Origin of the sequence: Actinoallomurus iriomotensis (genome assembly GCF_030269445.1) — a bacterium.
Taxonomy (GTDB): domain Bacteria; phylum Actinomycetota; class Actinomycetes; order Streptosporangiales; family Streptosporangiaceae; genus Actinoallomurus; species Actinoallomurus iriomotensis.
The window spans coordinates 118,860-134,416 of sequence record NZ_BSTJ01000005.1 but is presented as its reverse complement, the minus strand read 5'-3'; the positions used below and the strand labels follow the sequence as shown (position 1 = coordinate 134,416).

The following is a 15,557-nucleotide window of genomic DNA, read 5'->3' as shown; positions in this document are numbered from 1 at the left end:
AAGTCCAGGGGCCTTCCGGCCTGAACCTGACTTCCGCCGACTGAGACTGGATCACCGATGACCGACGACAGCGAACCGCGGCCCCGCCCGTCCTCCACCACGCCGCGCGTGGAGACCGTCATGTCGTGGACGGTCGACGAACCGGCGGTCAGGCGGGGGCCGTGGTGGCGACTGGGCGTGGTCGTGGCGGCTCTGATCGCGGTCGTCCTGGCGTTCTGGGGTGCGCCTCGTCTCTGGGCGGTGTTCGCCGACGGGATGCGGGGGCCGTACGGGCGGTTCCCTCAGCCGGTGGCGGCGCAGCCACCCGTGCGCTCGGCGCGACCGGTGGCCTCCGTCCCCCGGTCCACGGTGATCTACGGCGGGCTCGCGATCATGCCCGCCCGTGATGGTGTGCGGGCCGTCGACATCGTCACGGGCCGGGTCTACTGGCGCTACCCGAAGGGCAAGGGGGTGCCGGTGGGCGGCGTCGATCGTTCGGCGGGCGATGTCTTCCTCGAATCGACGAGCGGTGAGCTCGTGAGGGTCGACATCCGCTCGGGCCGGATCCGATGGTCCCGGAAGATGCCCGGCATCGGAGACGACCGCTCCATCGTGCCGGACGCCGAGGCGGCGACGCTGGCGTTCATCGGCAGCGACGGAATGGCCGGGATCTCCCGTACGACCGGCAAGGTCCGCTGGACGACGAAGTGGCCCGGCACCTGTCCGTACGACAGCGACTTCTCCCATGTGACCGTGGTGCCGGGCACCCTCGCCATCGCCTGTAACGACTATGGCTCGCGGAACAACGCCGTGGTCGGCTTCGACCCGGCGACCGGCGCCACACGGTGGGTGCTGCGCGTCTCACAGCTGTCCGCCGGGGCGTCACGCCCCAGTGACATGGTCGACACCCTCGGGCTGGTCGGCGGCCGGCTGGCCGTGGCGAACGATGACACCACCAGCCTTCTCGACCCGGCGACCGGCCGGGTCATGGCCGAGCGGCGGTGGAAGGACCAGCCGGTCGCCTTCGCCGGAGGGCTCCAGCTCAACGTCTGCATGGACAAGAAGGACGAGGCCATCTGCGGATACGATCCCGTCACCGGCGCCGAGCTGTGGCGCAGCCCATCCGGCCACATCCCCCAGCTCGGCGAGAGCCTTGCCGTGGCCGACGGCCGGGTCTACGTCGTGTCCGAGGTCAGCAGGAACGGCACGGCCGTCCGCGAACTCGCCGTCTTCGACGGCCGGACCGGCAGGGTCCTCGGCCGCAGCCCGATCACCGGCGAGGCGGACTACGTCTACGGACCGGTCACGGACGGCGTCATCGCCGTCGGCGGCGGCTTCTACACCGACCTGTACGCCGAGCGCCCCGACATCCGGAGTCCACGCAGACTCCCGTCATGACCGAAGCGGTCTGGCCGGCCGACGGGCTGGGAGGCACCCCGCCGGCCGGCCATCGCCGGTCGCTCACTGCTGGGGTTCTGACGGTGCCGTGCGGGGCATCAGGGCGACGACCGGGAGGCTGAGAGCGGTGACGGCCAGGACGACGATGAGGCTGACCTTCATCGCGTGGGCGGGTCCGGAGGTCGTGGCTTGGAAGAAGATCGAGGTGATCGCGGCCGAGCCGATCGCTGAGGCGAGTTGCTGGATGGAGCTGAACGCGCCGCTGGCGCTGCCGGCTTCGTCGGGTTTGGCGTCGCCGAGAGCGACGGTGGGGATCGTGGCGAAGCTGAGGCCGAGGCCGATGCCGATGACGAAGAACGCCGGGGCCGGCGCCCAGAGGCCGGCGTTCGTCCCGGAGTGATCGATGAGGACCAGGACCCACCCGCAACCGGCGAGGTCGACGGTGAGGCCGATGAAGATGAGCCGGCGGCCGAGCTTGGCGACCAGGCCTCCCATGGCGGCGAACCCGGCGGCGACGAGCCCCAGGGTGAGCGGCACCAGACCGAGCGAGGCGTCCCGCGGGCTGACGTGCAGCCCTTCCTGCAGGAACAGCGACAGCACGAAGAGCAGGCCGGTGCCGGCGGCGACGGCGACCAGGCACACGAGCAGTCCGGAGGTGAAACCCCGGTTCTTCATGAGCGAGGGCGTGATGAGCGGGTGGGTCGCGGTGCGCTGACGGTAGGCGAAGGCGGCGAAGAACAGGACGCCGACGACGATCGAGACGATCGGGAGGGCGCTCCAGCCGTTGGTCGAGCCCTCGATCAGGCCGTACAGCAGCCCGAGCATGGTCACCGCGAGCAGGCCCGAACCCCAGCCGTCGACGACGGCGGACCGGTCGGCGTCGTCGTCACGCGGCAGGATCTTGGCGGCCATGACCAGCCCGATGACGCCAAGGACGATGTTGATGAGGAAGATCGGGCGCCAGGACAGACCGAACACGTCGGCGCTGATGAGGAAACCGGCCAGGACCGGGCCGCCGACACTGGACAGGCCCAGGACCGGGCCGAACAGCCCGAACGCCTTGGCGAGCATGGCGGGGGTGAACGCCTTCGTCATGATCGCCATGCCTTGCGGGATGAGCAGGGCCCCGAACGCTCCCTGAGCGACCCGGGCGACGATGAGCAGGGCCGGGTCGGGTGAGAACCCGGCGACCGCCGAGGCCAGGGTGAACCCGCCCATGCCGGTCAGGAAAAGCCTGCGCTGGCCGAACCTGTCACCCAGCCGTCCGCCGACCACGAGCAGGACCCCCATGGCGAGCATGTACGCCGGTCCCAGCCACTTGATCAAACTCTCACCGCCGTTGAGCTCTCGGGCGATGGTCGGGGCGGCGATGTTCGTGACCGTCGCGTCGATCACGTCGAGGGCGTCGGCGAGCAGCACCAGCCCCAGGATCGCCCACATCAGGCGGCTGGAGCGGCGTGCGGTGACCGTGCCCGGCTCCATCAAGGTGGTCATGAGGAACGTCCTTCTCGATTCCGTCGGGGCGCCCCTCCTGGGCGGCCTCTCACCACCACCACGAACACCACCGACCCGATCCGACACCGCCCACAGGAAGATTCCGTCGAGATCTTCCGGCGCGTGCGACGGCTGGAGATGTCGCGGCGCTCTCCGGGTCGCCCACGTCAGGCAGGCTCGGGTGGGGCGTTGTCGTAACCCTGTGAGCCGCTTTGTCTTCGTTTGTTCTGTTCTCGGGTCGACCCGGTGGACGACACCTACCGCGGCAAGTGCGACACCATCCACCAGGCCTACCGGGACGGGATGGAGGATCATTTCGGCGCGCTCGTGATCCGGACGCCGCCTGACGCGCTCCGGTGATCACCCGACAAAGGCGGTGCGGAGAATGTCGGGTGAGCGGGGCCGGTGTCGCCACACGATGAGGGCATGGATGACACGACCTTGGTATCCCGTTTCCTCCGCGACGGCTTCGTGAGGTTGGAGGGCACTGTCGCGCCGCGTGTGGTCGCGGACTGCGCGCGGCTGCTGTGGCGGGAGACGGGCTGCGACCCGGACGACCCGTCGACGTGGACGCGGCCCGTGCACTGGGTGGGCGGCATGGCGCAGGGGCCGTTCGCCGCCGCACCCAACTCCCCGCCGCTGCACCACGCGTACGACCTGCTCGTCGGCGCGGGACGCTGGGAGCCGCGCTACTCACCAGTCGCGGCGGCCTGTCAGAGCGGTCTGTTCTCGTTGACGCACCGGGCTCCAAGTACGTTCAGAAGCGCCAGAGCCTCGGCGTCACGGGATCCCGGCGGCGCGCTGTAGAGCACGAGGTGCTGGTCGCGGTCCGTCAGCGCGAGCGTGTCGCAGTCGACGGTGATCTCCCCGACGACCGGGTGACGGAAGGTCTTCGTGAGCATCGACGCGGCCTGCACGTCGTGCCGCTCCCATAGCCGGGCGAACTCCGGGCTGGCGTCGCGGAGCTCCTCGACGAGTCCGGTCACCGCGGGGTCGGACGGGTACCGGGCCTGGGTGGCTCGGAGCTCCATGACGACGTGGTGCCGGAACTCCGCGGCGTCGGAGACCCCGTACAGCATCGCCTCGGCGCGCCCGAGGAACGCCCGGCGCGCGAGATTGCGGTGCTCCGGGGCGAGTTCGGCGAAGTCCTCCATGAGCGCGGCCGCGAGGTCGTTCCACGCGAGCACCTCGAACGCGGCGGAGATCACGAAAGCGGCCGTCTGCGGCAGCCGTTCGAGGAGCGCGAGGATGCTCGGGCGGACGTCGCGCCGATGCAGCCCGGTACGGCTCGGCGCGGTGCCCGCGAGGACGTGGAGGTGATCGGACTCGGCGTCCGTGAGCCGCAGCGCACCGGCGATCCCGGCGAGGACCTCGCCGGACGGTCGCGGCGCCCGGCCCTGCTCGAGCCGGACGTAGTACTCCGTGGAGATGTGCGCGAGGACCGCCACCTCCTCGCGGCGAAGACCCGGCGTCCGGCGTCGCGGGCCCGAGGGGAGGCCGACGTCCTCCGGCCGGAGCCGTTCGCGCCGGCTGCGGAGGAACGCCCCGAGTTCCTGCTTGTCCATACCCCAAGTCTGCACGCGGCGCGGCGACGGATCCTGGTACCACCTGTGCCTGCATCCGGTCTGGAGGCCGGCCGGACACTGTCGCCATGACGAACGACATCAACATCGCACCCGTCGGCCTGCTCACCGGCAAGGTCGTGTTCATCACCGGCGCCAGCCGCGGCATCGGCGCGGCCGCGGCCCGCCTCTTCGCCGCCGAAGGTGCCGCCGTCGTGCTCGCGGCCCGCGGCACCGACGCCCTCCAGCGGATCGTCACCGAGATCCGCGCCGACGGCGGCGTCGCGGACGCCGTGACAGTGGATCTCGCCGACCGTACGAGCATCCGCGCGGCACTCGACCGCGTCGAGGAGGTGCACGGCCGGCTCGACGGCGCCTTCAACAACGGCGCGACGATCCAGCGGCCCGGTCCGCTCGACACCACGAGCGACGAGGACGTCGAGGAGCAGTTCGCGGTGAACTTCCGGGCGCACTGGACCGCCATGACCGCCGAGGCCGCGCTCATGCGGCGGAACGGCGGCGGGGCGATCGTCAATACGTCGAGCATCGGCAGCCGTCGCGCGAACCCCGCTCTCCCCGCGTACGGCGCCATGAAGCGCGCGCTCAACAGCATCACCGAGACCGCCGCGGTGAGCTGGGCCGGCGATGGCATCCGGGTGAACGGCATCACTCCCGGCGGCACCGCCACGGAGATGATCGACGCGTGGGAGGCGGCGACTCCCGGCATCGTCGAGCAGGTGAAGGCATCGGTGCCGCTCGGACGGATGGCCGAGCCGCGCGAGGTCGCCGAGGTGGCCGCGTGGCTGCTCAGCGACCGCGCCTCGATGGTGACGGGCGCGATCGTACCGGTGGACGGCGGCGCCGGCGCCTGAACGGGAGAGCCCGGCCTGGAAGGCACCGCGAATGAGCATCGACCGGCTACCTCGAATCGAGGTAGTGCCCTCCGCGTGACGGCCTGCCGCGGGCGGTCACCGCGGTCGGCGGGCTGCTGAGGGACCGGCCCGCCGAGGTGCTCGTCGTGGGCTTGTGCTCCGCGGCCCTGCTGACCGGCGGCGGCGGAGTGTTCACGCCATGGCCGGCTGCGCTCACCATAGTGGCCGAGACGCTCGCCTTGCCGTTGTTGGCGTACCTCGCCGTCTTCGCGGGTGCCGCAACCCGACGGAGGCAGCGACAGGGCTCACCGCCCTACCGCAGGATGGTCGCGGCGTGGGTGAGGGCGTCGAGGAGTGCGGCGGTGGCGGGGGGATCGGGTGGTTCGCCGTAGGTGGCCGCGTAGATCCGGCGGGATGGTGTCGGTAGCGGGGTGGCGGTGATCGCGGGGTGTTGATGGGCGCGCAGGGCCAGCCCGGGAATGGTGGTGACGCCCATCCCCGCGGCGACAAGGCTTTGCATGACGACCATGTCGTCGGTGGTGTAGGCCAGGCGCGGGGAGAAGCCGGCGCGTTCGCACATCTCGACGAGGTGGCGACGGCAGCGTTCGCAGCCCGCGATCCAGGGCTTGTTCGCGTGGTCGGCGAGGAGGGTTCCGCCGCCGGTGGTGAGCAGGTAGAGCGGGTCGTCGAGCAGGTGGGTCAGGCGGACGGAGCCGTCCTCGGGGACGGTGTCGTCGTACCGGAAGATGACGGCGACGTCGACCTGGCCGGCCCGGAGCAGCTCCAGCGCATCCTCGGGGTGGCTGTCGGTCAGGCCCAGCTCCAGGCCGGGATGCTGCCCGGCAAGGACGGTCGCCGCCTGGGGGACCAGTGAACTCATGACGGAGTTGAAGCCGGCCAGCCTGACCCGGCCGGCGTTCAACCCGACCAGCGCGGCCAGTTCCGCGGTCGCCGATTCCACCCGGCCGATGATTTCGGCCGCCCGGTCGGCCAGCAGGTGGCCGGCCGCGGTGAGCCGGATCCCGCGGCCCACCCGCTGGACCAGGCGGGCACCGACCTGCGCCTCCAGCCTGGACAGCTGGTGGCTGATCGACGGCTGGGTGTACCGCAGCTCCTTCGCGGCCGCGGTCACCGAGCCGTGCCGCCGCACGGCGTCGATGACGCGAAGCTGCACCAGAGTCACCATCCATAAATTCTAGGCATGCGTCCAGGCGAGAACTGGCATTAGACCTATCGATCGTCACCCGGCATCGTCGTCACCGAGCGAAGGAGACAACGATGATGACTCGCGATCATGGCCCTGGTGCATACGGTGCACCAGGGGTGAAGAACTACCAGTTGAGTGAGCGCCGCACGTACGTCGTCGTCGGCGCGACGGGCAAGACCGGGCGTGAGGTCGAGCGACACCTCACCAGCCATGGCCACGACGTACGGGCCGTTGCCCGCAGCCGTGGGGTCGGCGTTGATGACGCCGTGGCGCTTGAGCGTGCCTTCGAGCACGCCGACGGGGCGTTCGTGCTCGTTCCTTTCGACCTTGCCAGTGCGGACCTGCATGCTCGCGACGATGCGATCGCGGAACGGCTCGAACACGCCATCCGCCGCAGCGGCGTGCCTCGCGTGGTGCTGCTCAGCGGGCTGAACGCGCACCTGCGGCGTGGTACATCCCTCGGCGCGGCCCTGATGGAGGAGCGGCTGCGCGCCTGCTCGGTCCCCGAGCCGATCGTGCTGCGTGCGGGCTGGTTCATGGAGAACTTCACCGACGGGCTCGGTTTCAGGGCACAGGCAGAGAACACCGGCGTGTTCCGCACCCCCTTCACCGCCCATCGGCCGATGCCGACAGTGGCCGCGCGCGACGTCGGGCAGCGGGCCGCCGAACTGCTGACGCAGCGCCATCCGCGACTCGGCGTCCACGAGCTGCACGGCCACGCCGACCTCACGATGACGGAGGCGACAGCGATCCTGGCGGAGGCCGCCGGACTCCTCGACGTGGCGTACGAACAAGTCGGCTACGAGGCGGCGAGAGCGAGCATGCTCGCATCAGGCATGCCGCCGTCCTTCGCTGACGCTGTCGTCGAGACCGCCCGCAGCTTCAACGACGCCCAGCCGTGGGCACTGGCACCTCGCGACGACGAGACCACGACATCCACGTCGCTTCGGGACTGGGCGCACGCCGCGCTGGCCGGGGCTACCACATGAGCAGACTCGTCGTGCAGATGCAGACGTCCGCCGACGGCTATGTCGAAGCGGCCGACCCGGCGGTGCGGTGGCAGGTCTGGGACTGGGGGCAGAACTGGCCATGGGACGACGAGCTCAAGCGAGACTTCAACGAGACGTTCCGCGCGGTCGACCGGATACTCCTCAGTCGCAAAATGGTCGAGGAAGGCTACCTCGATCACTGGACACGAATCGCTGAGAGTCATCCCGACGAGCCCGACTTCGCCTTCGCCCGTAAGGTCGGCGACGCGGAGAAGATCGTTTTCTCCACTGCCCCCGAAGGCGGTCATCTCCGATGGCCGCGCACCCGATGGGCGGCAGGCGGGCTCGCTGCGACCATCGCGCGCCTCAAGGCAGGGCCGGGCGCCGACATGATCGCCTTCGGCGGCACGGGATTCGTCGCCGCTCTCGCCAGCGCGGGCCTGGTCGACGAGTATCAGTTGTACGTCAATCCAACGGCGGTCGGTCGCGGCGAGTCCCTGTTCCGGTCTGTCGCCGGTGGTCTCCGGCTTACGCTCGTACGCTCCAAGTCGTACGCGTGCGGCATCGTCGTGAACACGTACACGTCGGCGGGACAGGTCAACCCGTGAACCGCGTCCGGACGCGCGGCCGGCGCTGCGGAGCGAACCGCTTGTGGCCGCCTCGCGCTGACCGCGACTCCGTCCAGACCCGACCCGCTGAGGAGTCCCGATGAGCAATGCGCCCGACCCTCGCCCCTCCGCCCTGCCGCCCGTCGTCGACCGGGACGCCTTCCAGGCCGAACTGGACCGGCTGCGCGTACGGGAGAAGGCGCACACCCGGGAAGGCGACGCGATCGCCGCGGCCCGGCGGTGGCTTCCCATGGTGGAGGTGGACGCCGACCAGGAGCTGATCGGCCCGGATGGGCCGCTCACCCTGCTGGAGACGTTCGAAGGACGCCGGCAGCTCATCGCCTACTACTTCATGTGGAACCCCGCCCGGCCCGCGGCCGAGCAGTGCGAAGGCTGCACCTTCTCCGCCGGCCAGGTCGCCGAGCTGTCCCACCTGCACTCGCGCGACATCACCTACGCGGTCTTCAGCCAGGGCCGCAACGTCGCCGTCGGCGGCGCCGACCCCCGGACCTCCTACGAGGAGAGCCTCCGCTATCGCGACTTCATGGGCTGGCGGATGCCCTGGTACTCGGCGCAACCGTCCCTCGGCGGCCTGCTCACCGGGCGCGAGGCCGGCCTGTTCCACCTGGTCTGCTACCTGCGGGACGGCGACCGCGTCTTCGAGACCTACTGGACGACCCGGCGCGGCGTCGAGGCGATGGACTACGCCTACGCGCTCATGGACCTCACCGTGTACGGACGCCAGGAGTCCTGGGAGGACTCACCGCCCGCCTGGCCGCAGGAGTGCACCGACACCAGGTCCGACGCCGGCTCGCCCCGCTGGCAGCCCGCGTCGGGGCGGCCGGGCGGACGCCCCATCGCCCAGTGGCCGCGCCTGGAGGCCGGGCACTCCGACGAGCTCGGCGCCGTACGGCCGCGACCGGACGGACCCCACCGTTGCCACTGACGCGGACCGGCCGGCCTCGCTCCCGATGACGATCGAATCGCCGGGAGCGAGGCCGTCGCCGCCGGTCTGATCTTCGGTGTGCCGGGCCTGGCCTCCGTGGCCGCGGGAGTGATCGCCGGCCGGTTCATCGGACGCCTCGGGAGCCGCACGGTGCTGGCCGCCGGGCCGGCCGTCGTCGCGCTGTCGACGCTGCCGCTGGTCTTCCTCGGTCCGGGCCGCGGCGCGCTGGTGATCCTGGTGGTCAGTTCCCGTTTGCGGGCGTACTGGGCGGCGAGGATCAGCACGGACACCCCGGCCGCGCCCACCAGCGCCCCTACGGGTTGCAAGCCGAGGAACGACTGAGGCCGCCCGCCGTTGGAGCGAAAAGCTGGTGGAAGGCGGAGCCGATCGGCTGGGAGCAACTGCTCGAAGAGTCGCAGGCCTGGATCCAGGTCAGGCATTGCCTAAGCCATGGCCTGACGAGTGGCTGGAGCACTGAGCGGTGGCCGGGGCCGGCCACCAAGGGCGGCAGAAAGAGCGACGTGCCGTGGGCGATGGAGGTCCTTCGGCCGATGCGGGGCGGGAAGCACTCGCTGGTGATCCATGGCGCGATCAGCTGTGCGCGAATCTATCGGGCTGGCGCCGTTCACCTCGCGGGCCGGGTCGCCGAGGAGATCGGGCAGAAGCTGTAGCCCACCCTTCCCACAAAGGTTCGTACAGCTAGGCGCTCACCGTACATCGACCGGAGTGATGCGGCGCAATCGAGTCGCGATCGGCCGTCCGGTCTCCGTAGTCCCGTTTAACCATGCCGCGTTTTGCCGATGATGCGCTGGATGCGGCGCCGTGACGATCCGAGGGACGCGGCAAGAGCGCGTGTGCTGGTCACGCACTCGGCAGGATCCCCTTGTGCTGCGTTGATTTGTTCCAGCAGTCGGGCTGTCAAGGTGGGTGCGTGGTCGCCCGTGTCGCGTTCAGCGGATGCGCTCATGGGACATGGCGTTGAATCGCAACCGGTCCGTAGGCTGTCCGATCAAGAACGGCCTAGTGACCAGCAGACCGCCAGATGGACGCCGTCGGCGCCCACGGTGACTGGCCCGCTGGGCTGATATGGCACCAGGCGGTGCCTGCGGGCGAGGCGCGCGACGTGGCCCTCCCAGGCCCAGGTTGGATGGCGAGGTCTGGAGTTGTGTGACTCACAGGAGCCTGGGCTTCGGCAACCCAGCACGCTACGACGAAGACACCTACGCCGAAACAACCACCGCCACCTGGGCCGAACTTACCCAAGCCCCAGAGGCCGTCACACGGCGGCTAGCCGGACCGCTCCTGCGCGCACTCGCAACTGAAGACCGGTACACCGCAGCTCTCAACGACCAAACCGCGCCATCGACGTGATGCCCCCGAAGGATCAGCGAGTCAGCAGGGCCCGATGACCGGCCCGTCGCGCCGTTCTTCTCTGCGGGTGGTCAGGTCTACGATCTTGCCGGTGCGGCTGTCCAGGTGCTCGCGTAGCGCCTGGTTGTCGTGGTGGAGGGCCGCGTCTTCGAGCTGACCGACGCCGGCCGCGCCGAGCTGCGGTGACGCCTCGAGCGACCGGACGAGCTGGAGATCAGCGACCGCAACAAGTACTTCCTGCTGCCGGCCTTCCTGCACCTGCTGCCGTCGGCGGATGCTCAGGCCCGGGTGCTCCGGTAGCGCCTGGAGTTCCTCCAGGACCCGCGACGGGGGTTCTTCGTCGACGACGACCGGGTGCTGCGCCAGGACGAACTCCGCTCCCCCTTCCAGGCGGGCATCCAGCACATCGCCCGGGTGACCTCATCGGCCGAACGCGCGTGGCTCACCGACATGCTGGTCACCGTCGAGTCGACGGTGACCTCGTAGCAACCGGATGTGGGCTCTCCCGCAGGAATGCGGTGACGACCCGCCGCCCGCCTTTACATTGTAGATTCTTGCGAGCCGGAGGTCCCGGTCGGCAGCGGACGGTCACCGGTGAAGATCGGATCGCAGGCCAGCCGGTATCCGCGTTTGACCACCGTCTCCACCAGCCCGCCTCCGCCGAGGCCCCGCCGCAGCCGCGCCACCGCCATCTCCACCGCGTGCTCGTCGGCCTGCGGCCGGCCGTACGCCCCGCCGGGCAGCGCGCGGCTGGGCAGCACCCCGCACAGTTCCGCGCGTGAGACGACGTGCCCGGGACGGCGGGCCAGCGCGCGCAGGATCGCCATCGGCGCCGGGGCGATCGGCTTGAGCTGGCCGTCGAGGACGACCGCGTGCCCGCGAAGCTCCAGCGCGTGCCCGTGGACGGCCAGCCGGCTCGCCCGCCGGGCCGGCAGCTCCACGGACAGGACCTGGACCAGCGCGCTCAGCCGGGCGCGCTCCGGGCTGATCGGGACCACTCCCCTCTCCTCCAGCGGCGCGGCCGTGACCGGCCCGACGCAGGCGGCCAGGACGTTGGTCCGCAGCGCGCCCAGGAGCAGGCCTTCGAGGTTGTCGTCGGCCGCGACGGCCAGGGTGGCGGCGACCGCGGGCGCGCTCGTGAAGGTGATCGCGTCGACCGTGCCGGCCACCGCCTGCCCGACCAGGCGGCGCAGGGGCGTCGGATCGTCGCTGCGCGCCCACCGGTACACCGGGATCTCCACGACCCGCGCGCCCGCGCGGCGGAGCATGCCGGTCAGCTGCGGGGTGGGCTCGCCGTACAGCTGCACCGCGATGCGGCGCCCGCCGAGGTCCTCCTCCAGCAGGTGCCGCAGGACCTCCTCCCAGCGCTCCGTCTGCGGCGACCACGTCTCGGTCACCCCGGCCGCGCGGACCGCGCCCCTCGCCCGCGGCCCGCGGGTGAGAATCCGGGCGTCGGCCAGCAGCTTGACCAGGTCGCCCCGCAGGCCCCAGCCCTCCGCCGCCTCCAGCCACCCACGGAAGCCCACCCCCGTGGTGACGATGACGTCGTCGACCGGCTCGGCCAGCAGGTCGCGGGTGGCGTCGAGCAGTTCGGTGTCGTCCGCGAGCGGCACCAGGCGGATCGCCGGCGCGTACACGACCCGCGCACCCTTGCGTTCCAGCAGGCCGGACAGCTCCTCGTGACGACGGGCGGCCGTGACGCCGACGGTGAACCCGGCCAGCGGCTCGGCGCTCACGATGCGGCCGCCTCGACCCGGCGCCGGGTCATCGCGGACGACCCGGGTGGCGCGTCACAGCCCGCCGCCTTTACATAGTAAGGTTCGTGCGGGCCCGCGCGACCGGGCCACGCTTCGGCCGGACGACGAGCCGCCCTCCCGTACCCCACCATGCCGCAGCGGCCGGCCATCCGCTCACCCTCTCCCCGGAGACGACTTGACCACGATCTTTACGAGGAGGCGTTTCGGGTCTGGGTCTCGCTTGTTACCGCTGTGCTACAAGCCGCTCACCTACCCCCTGACCTGGCACGTCGACGGGGCGGGGGTCACGCGGGTGGTGCCTGCGGGGCGAGGTTGTCGATGAGCAGCGCCAGGGCGAAGTCGAAGCGCTCATATCCGGTGCCGGAGGTGAGTTCGGTCGCGTACTGCCTGGTGTTGGGGAAGGCGGCCTCGGGCAGGGCTTGGAAGCGATCGACCAGTTGGTCCCGGGTCAGGACCCAGGTCGCCTCCGGGTCCTTCCGCCGCTGCTGGATCATGGAGGTCTCCAGCGCGTAGCCGGCGACGTAGAGCGAGAGGGCGTCGATGGCCCAGGCCGCGGTCTGCGGCTGGACACCCCCGGCGAGCAGGATCGCGAGCATCCCCTCGTTCACCCGCAAGGTTTCCAGGTTGGTGGGGACCATCGCGAGCGCGGCCCGGGAGATACCCGGGTACCTCAGGTACTGGTCGCGGATCTGGGCGCACACGTCTCGGATCTGCTCACGCCACCGCGCTGGATCGGGCTTGGGCAGCACCAGCTCCGAGCACAGCCGCCCGATCAGCAGGTCGTCGATGTCAGCCTTGTTGACGATGTGCGCGTACAGCGACGACGGACCGGTGCCGAGCATGGCGGCGACCCGGCGGATGGTCAGCGCGTCATACCCCTCGGTGGCGACGACCTCGAGGGCGGCGTCGGTGATCCGTTCGACGGTGATCGGCTTCTTGCGTGGTGCCGACGCGGCGGCCTCCGCCGCGGGTTGGGCGTGGCGAGCCGCGCGGCGTTGGCGGGGATCGGCGGACATGCCGGCCACTATAGCTTGACACGATCTAAGTTCGTTGAGGTAGAACTTAGATCGTCATGAACGAACTAAGTTCGTATCAATGTCCCGGGGGTGTGTGATGCGAGTTTCCGTTGTAGGAGCCGGTCTGGGAGGTCTGGCTCTCGCGCAGGGTCTCCGTGGTGCCGGGATCGAGGCCGACGTGTTCGAGCGCGACCCGGGGATCGTCGCACGGTTCCAGGGCTACCGGCTCGTGCTGAACCTGATCGGTTTCCAGGCGGTGCGCGACTGCCTACCGACGCGCTGGCACCCGCTGCTGGACGAGATCGTCATGGACGCCTCCGCCGAGCAGCTGATCCTGGACCCGCAGCTGAACGAGATCGGCAAGCTCGGCGCGGGCCGGACCGGCATCGTGGTCGACCGGCAGGTGCTGCGGCACCTGTTGCTGACCGGCCTGACCGTGCACACCGATGCCACGCTGACCGGCTACGACGTGCTGGCCGACGGCAACGTCCAAGCCCGGTTCGCCCGCCGTGACCCGGCCACCGCCGACCTGCTCGTCGGCGCGGACGGCGTCACCTCCGCGGTCCGCGGAGTGTTGTCGCCGCAGACCGCCCCGACCGACACCGGCGTCCGGTTCGTCATCGGCCGCACCCCGCTGACCGACGAGTTCGCCGGCCTGTCCAAGGCCTACGGCTCGAAGGTCACGGGCGACGGCGTCAGCCTGCTGCTCGGCGCGATGCGCTTCCGTACCCCGCCGAGGCAGGCCGCCGAGCAACTGGCCCCCGAAGTCACGCTGCCCGACATCGGCGACTACGTGCGCTGGGCCATGATCCTTCCGCCGAACGGCTCGCTGGAGGACCTGACCGCGAAGGACGCCGTGCTGTCCAGGATGGAAGGTTGGCACCCGGAGCTGCGCGCGCTGATCGAGCAGGCCGACCCGGACAACAGCACGCTGCTGTCCATCCGGGTGGTCAAGCCCGGTGAGCGCTGGGCGTCCGGCCCGGTCACGCTGCTCGGCGACGCGATCCACGCCACCTCCCCGACCGGCGGCAACGGCGCGAACACCGCGCTGCGCGATGCCGACCTGCTGCGCCGCCGCCTGATCGAGGTCGACGAAGGCCGCCAGGATCTGCCCAGCGCGGTCGACGACTACGAGCGGCAGATGTTCGAGTACGGCGCCGAGGCCGTGCGCGGCAGTCTCGAGAAGCTGCCCGCCTTCGTCCCCGAAGCGAAACCGTCCTAGGCCGAAATTCACCCCACGACCTGGCCGCCGCCACCACCACCCTGGTCATCAACGTGATCGCCGCCGTCGGGCAGTTCCGGCGCGACCTGCGAAACGAACCGACCGCCGCGGCGGCCCGGCCCGCGGCGCGGCTGCCACGAGCGGCGGATCAGGGCCGCACGGTTCCACGGAGAAGTCGCGTACCGGCCGTGAGGGCTGCCGGTCAGGCGATCCAGGGGGGTGTGATCTTGTTGTCGGCGTCGCCGAGGGTCCAGGCGTGAGCGCCGGCGGGAGCCGTGACGATGGCGGTGTACCCCTGGGGGCCGGCGGTGAGCCGGCGGGTGGTGTGGGCGGGCAGGACGGCCGTGTCGCCGGGGCCCGCCGTGGAGGTTTCGCCGTCGAGTTCGATGGTCACCTCCCCGTCGAGGAAGGTCCAGATCTGTTCGACGTCGAAGACGTGGACGGGGCCCTTCACGCCGGGCTCGACCTCGGTACGCCAGACGGAGGATCGCGCACCGCCCAGGGTCGGCGAGGCGAAGGTGGTCATGACGGCGTTCGGGGTCTCGGATCGACGGCTTTCGGCATGACGGACGAGCGTCACGGTTCACATCCCTAAGATAGACAAGGTCGTTGTCTATATGGTTAATGAGGTTGTCCATCGTGTCAAGTGAACTGCGGGGCTTCGAACTGCCGCTGCGGCTGCTACTGGGGTTCCGGGTGCTCATCGACGAGCTGCACGAGGAGCTCGCCCGGCAGGGCCACCCGCGGATGCGGCCCATGCACGGGTTCGTCTTCCAGGCCATCATGCGGGCCGGCGGCCGGTACGGGACCACGGCCGCCGACCTGGGCCGGGCGCTGGGCGTCTCCAAGCAGGCGGCGGGCAAGACCATCGACACGCTGGAGGGGCTCGGCTATGTGCGGCCCGGGCACGATCCCGGCGATGCGCGCCGCAAGACCTACACGCTGACCCCGCACGCCTACGACGCGCTCGAGCGGTCGGAGCAGATCTTCGAGGACCTGCGTGGCCAGTGGGCCGAGACCATCGGCGAGGACCGGCTGCGGGCCATGGTGGAGGACCTGCGCAAGGTCACGCCACCCGACGCGTTCCAGCTCGACACCCCACAGTGGTTCAACGCACCGTAACGCGCCCTTCGGGC

Annotated in this window: 15 protein-coding genes; 8 read left to right on the top strand and 7 right to left on the bottom strand. The window is 70.6% G+C overall.

Annotated features, from left to right (window positions below):
- Window positions 1-57: 57 nt before the first annotated feature.
- Window positions 58-1,377 (top strand): outer membrane protein assembly factor BamB family protein, encoded by a 1,320-nt coding sequence (locus QSK37_RS21405; RefSeq protein ID WP_285623806.1) that lies wholly within the window; start codon window positions 58-60, stop codon window positions 1,375-1,377.
- A gap of 63 nt (window positions 1,378-1,440) precedes the next feature.
- Here the strand turns inward: QSK37_RS21405 and QSK37_RS21400 are convergent, their stop codons facing one another.
- The gene (locus QSK37_RS21400; RefSeq protein WP_285623803.1) at window positions 1,441-2,871 is read right to left on the bottom strand and encodes an MFS transporter; all 1,431 of its coding nucleotides are present in this window, start codon (window positions 2,869-2,871) and stop codon (window positions 1,441-1,443) included.
- 713 nt (window positions 2,872-3,584) lie between these two features.
- Entirely contained in the window at window positions 3,585-4,436 is an 852-nt protein-coding gene (locus tag QSK37_RS21395; protein ID WP_285623801.1) for a helix-turn-helix transcriptional regulator, read from the bottom strand.
- Between the two features lie 86 nt (window positions 4,437-4,522).
- Here QSK37_RS21395 and QSK37_RS21390 point away from each other — a divergent pair, with 86 nt between their 5' ends.
- Window positions 4,523-5,305 carry an SDR family NAD(P)-dependent oxidoreductase gene (locus QSK37_RS21390; protein ID WP_285623799.1) on the top strand — a complete coding sequence of 261 codons (783 nt, stop codon included), beginning with the start codon at window positions 4,523-4,525 and terminating at the stop codon, window positions 5,303-5,305.
- A 313-nt stretch (window positions 5,306-5,618) separates the two neighbouring features.
- On the opposite strand, the gene QSK37_RS21385 is transcribed toward QSK37_RS21390, so the two are convergent.
- Window positions 5,619-6,491 (bottom strand): LysR family transcriptional regulator, encoded by an 873-nt coding sequence (locus QSK37_RS21385; RefSeq protein WP_285623797.1) that lies wholly within the window; start codon window positions 6,489-6,491, stop codon window positions 5,619-5,621.
- 137 nt (window positions 6,492-6,628) lie between these two features.
- Here QSK37_RS21385 and QSK37_RS21380 point away from each other — a divergent pair, with 137 nt between their 5' ends.
- From QSK37_RS21380 to QSK37_RS21365, 4 genes are all read left to right on the top strand, one after another.
- Window positions 6,629-7,501, top strand: coding sequence for an NmrA family NAD(P)-binding protein (locus QSK37_RS21380; RefSeq protein WP_285623794.1), 873 nt, complete (start codon window positions 6,629-6,631; stop codon window positions 7,499-7,501).
- Entirely contained in the window at window positions 7,498-8,109 is a 612-nt protein-coding gene (locus QSK37_RS21375; protein WP_285623791.1) for a dihydrofolate reductase family protein, read from the top strand. Before QSK37_RS21380 ends, QSK37_RS21375 begins: the two co-directional genes overlap by 4 nt.
- 100 nt (window positions 8,110-8,209) lie before the next feature.
- Window positions 8,210-9,055: a DUF899 family protein gene (locus QSK37_RS21370; RefSeq protein ID WP_285623789.1), complete on the top strand. Its 846-nt coding sequence runs from the start codon at window positions 8,210-8,212 to the stop codon at window positions 9,053-9,055.
- A 78-nt stretch (window positions 9,056-9,133) separates the two neighbouring features.
- Window positions 9,134-9,397: a hypothetical protein gene (locus QSK37_RS21365; protein WP_285623788.1), complete on the top strand. Its 264-nt coding sequence runs from the start codon at window positions 9,134-9,136 to the stop codon at window positions 9,395-9,397.
- A 1,050-nt stretch (window positions 9,398-10,447) separates the two neighbouring features.
- Here QSK37_RS21365 and QSK37_RS21360 read toward each other — a convergent pair.
- The 3 genes from QSK37_RS21360 to QSK37_RS21350 form a co-directional block, all read right to left on the bottom strand.
- Window positions 10,448-10,831: a hypothetical protein gene (locus QSK37_RS21360; RefSeq protein WP_285623786.1), complete on the bottom strand. Its 384-nt coding sequence runs from the start codon at window positions 10,829-10,831 to the stop codon at window positions 10,448-10,450.
- A 134-nt stretch (window positions 10,832-10,965) separates the two neighbouring features.
- The gene (locus tag QSK37_RS21355) at window positions 10,966-12,165 is read right to left on the bottom strand and encodes a uroporphyrinogen-III synthase (protein WP_285624948.1); all 1,200 of its coding nucleotides are present in this window, start codon (window positions 12,163-12,165) and stop codon (window positions 10,966-10,968) included.
- Between the two features lie 302 nt (window positions 12,166-12,467).
- A complete protein-coding gene (locus QSK37_RS21350; protein WP_285623784.1) occupies window positions 12,468-13,199 on the bottom strand; it encodes a TetR/AcrR family transcriptional regulator in 732 nt (243 codons plus the stop codon).
- 97 nt (window positions 13,200-13,296) lie between these two features.
- Here QSK37_RS21350 and QSK37_RS21345 point away from each other — a divergent pair, with 97 nt between their 5' ends.
- A complete protein-coding gene (locus QSK37_RS21345; RefSeq protein WP_285623783.1) occupies window positions 13,297-14,421 on the top strand; it encodes an FAD-dependent oxidoreductase in 1,125 nt (374 codons plus the stop codon).
- Between the two features lie 202 nt (window positions 14,422-14,623).
- Here the strand turns inward: QSK37_RS21345 and QSK37_RS21340 are convergent, their stop codons facing one another.
- A complete protein-coding gene (locus QSK37_RS21340) occupies window positions 14,624-15,001 on the bottom strand; it encodes a cupin domain-containing protein (RefSeq protein ID WP_285623782.1) in 378 nt (125 codons plus the stop codon).
- Between the two features lie 59 nt (window positions 15,002-15,060).
- Here QSK37_RS21340 and QSK37_RS21335 point away from each other — a divergent pair, with 59 nt between their 5' ends.
- On the top strand, window positions 15,061-15,543 hold the full coding sequence (locus QSK37_RS21335) for a MarR family winged helix-turn-helix transcriptional regulator (RefSeq protein WP_285623780.1): 483 nt from the start codon (window positions 15,061-15,063) through the stop codon (window positions 15,541-15,543).
- The last annotated feature ends 14 nt before the right edge of the window (window positions 15,544-15,557 follow it).

Coding starts and splice junctions, on each gene's coding strand:
- QSK37_RS21385 (WP_285623797.1), bottom strand. CDS start 6,491: ATGGTGACTCTGGTGCAGCTTCGCGTCATCGACGCCGTGCGGCGGCAC.
- QSK37_RS21345 (WP_285623783.1), top strand. CDS start 13,297: ATGCGAGTTTCCGTTGTAGGAGCCGGTCTGGGAGGTCTGGCTCTCGCG.
- QSK37_RS21370 (WP_285623789.1), top strand. CDS start 8,210: ATGAGCAATGCGCCCGACCCTCGCCCCTCCGCCCTGCCGCCCGTCGTC.
- QSK37_RS21405 (WP_285623806.1), top strand. CDS start 58: ATGACCGACGACAGCGAACCGCGGCCCCGCCCGTCCTCCACCACGCCG.
- QSK37_RS21395 (WP_285623801.1), bottom strand. CDS start 4,436: ATGGACAAGCAGGAACTCGGGGCGTTCCTCCGCAGCCGGCGCGAACGG.
- QSK37_RS21350 (WP_285623784.1), bottom strand. CDS start 13,199: ATGTCCGCCGATCCCCGCCAACGCCGCGCGGCTCGCCACGCCCAACCC.
- QSK37_RS21400 (WP_285623803.1), bottom strand. CDS start 2,871: ATGACCACCTTGATGGAGCCGGGCACGGTCACCGCACGCCGCTCCAGC.
- QSK37_RS21375 (WP_285623791.1), top strand. CDS start 7,498: ATGAGCAGACTCGTCGTGCAGATGCAGACGTCCGCCGACGGCTATGTC.
- QSK37_RS21390 (WP_285623799.1), top strand. CDS start 4,523: ATGACGAACGACATCAACATCGCACCCGTCGGCCTGCTCACCGGCAAG.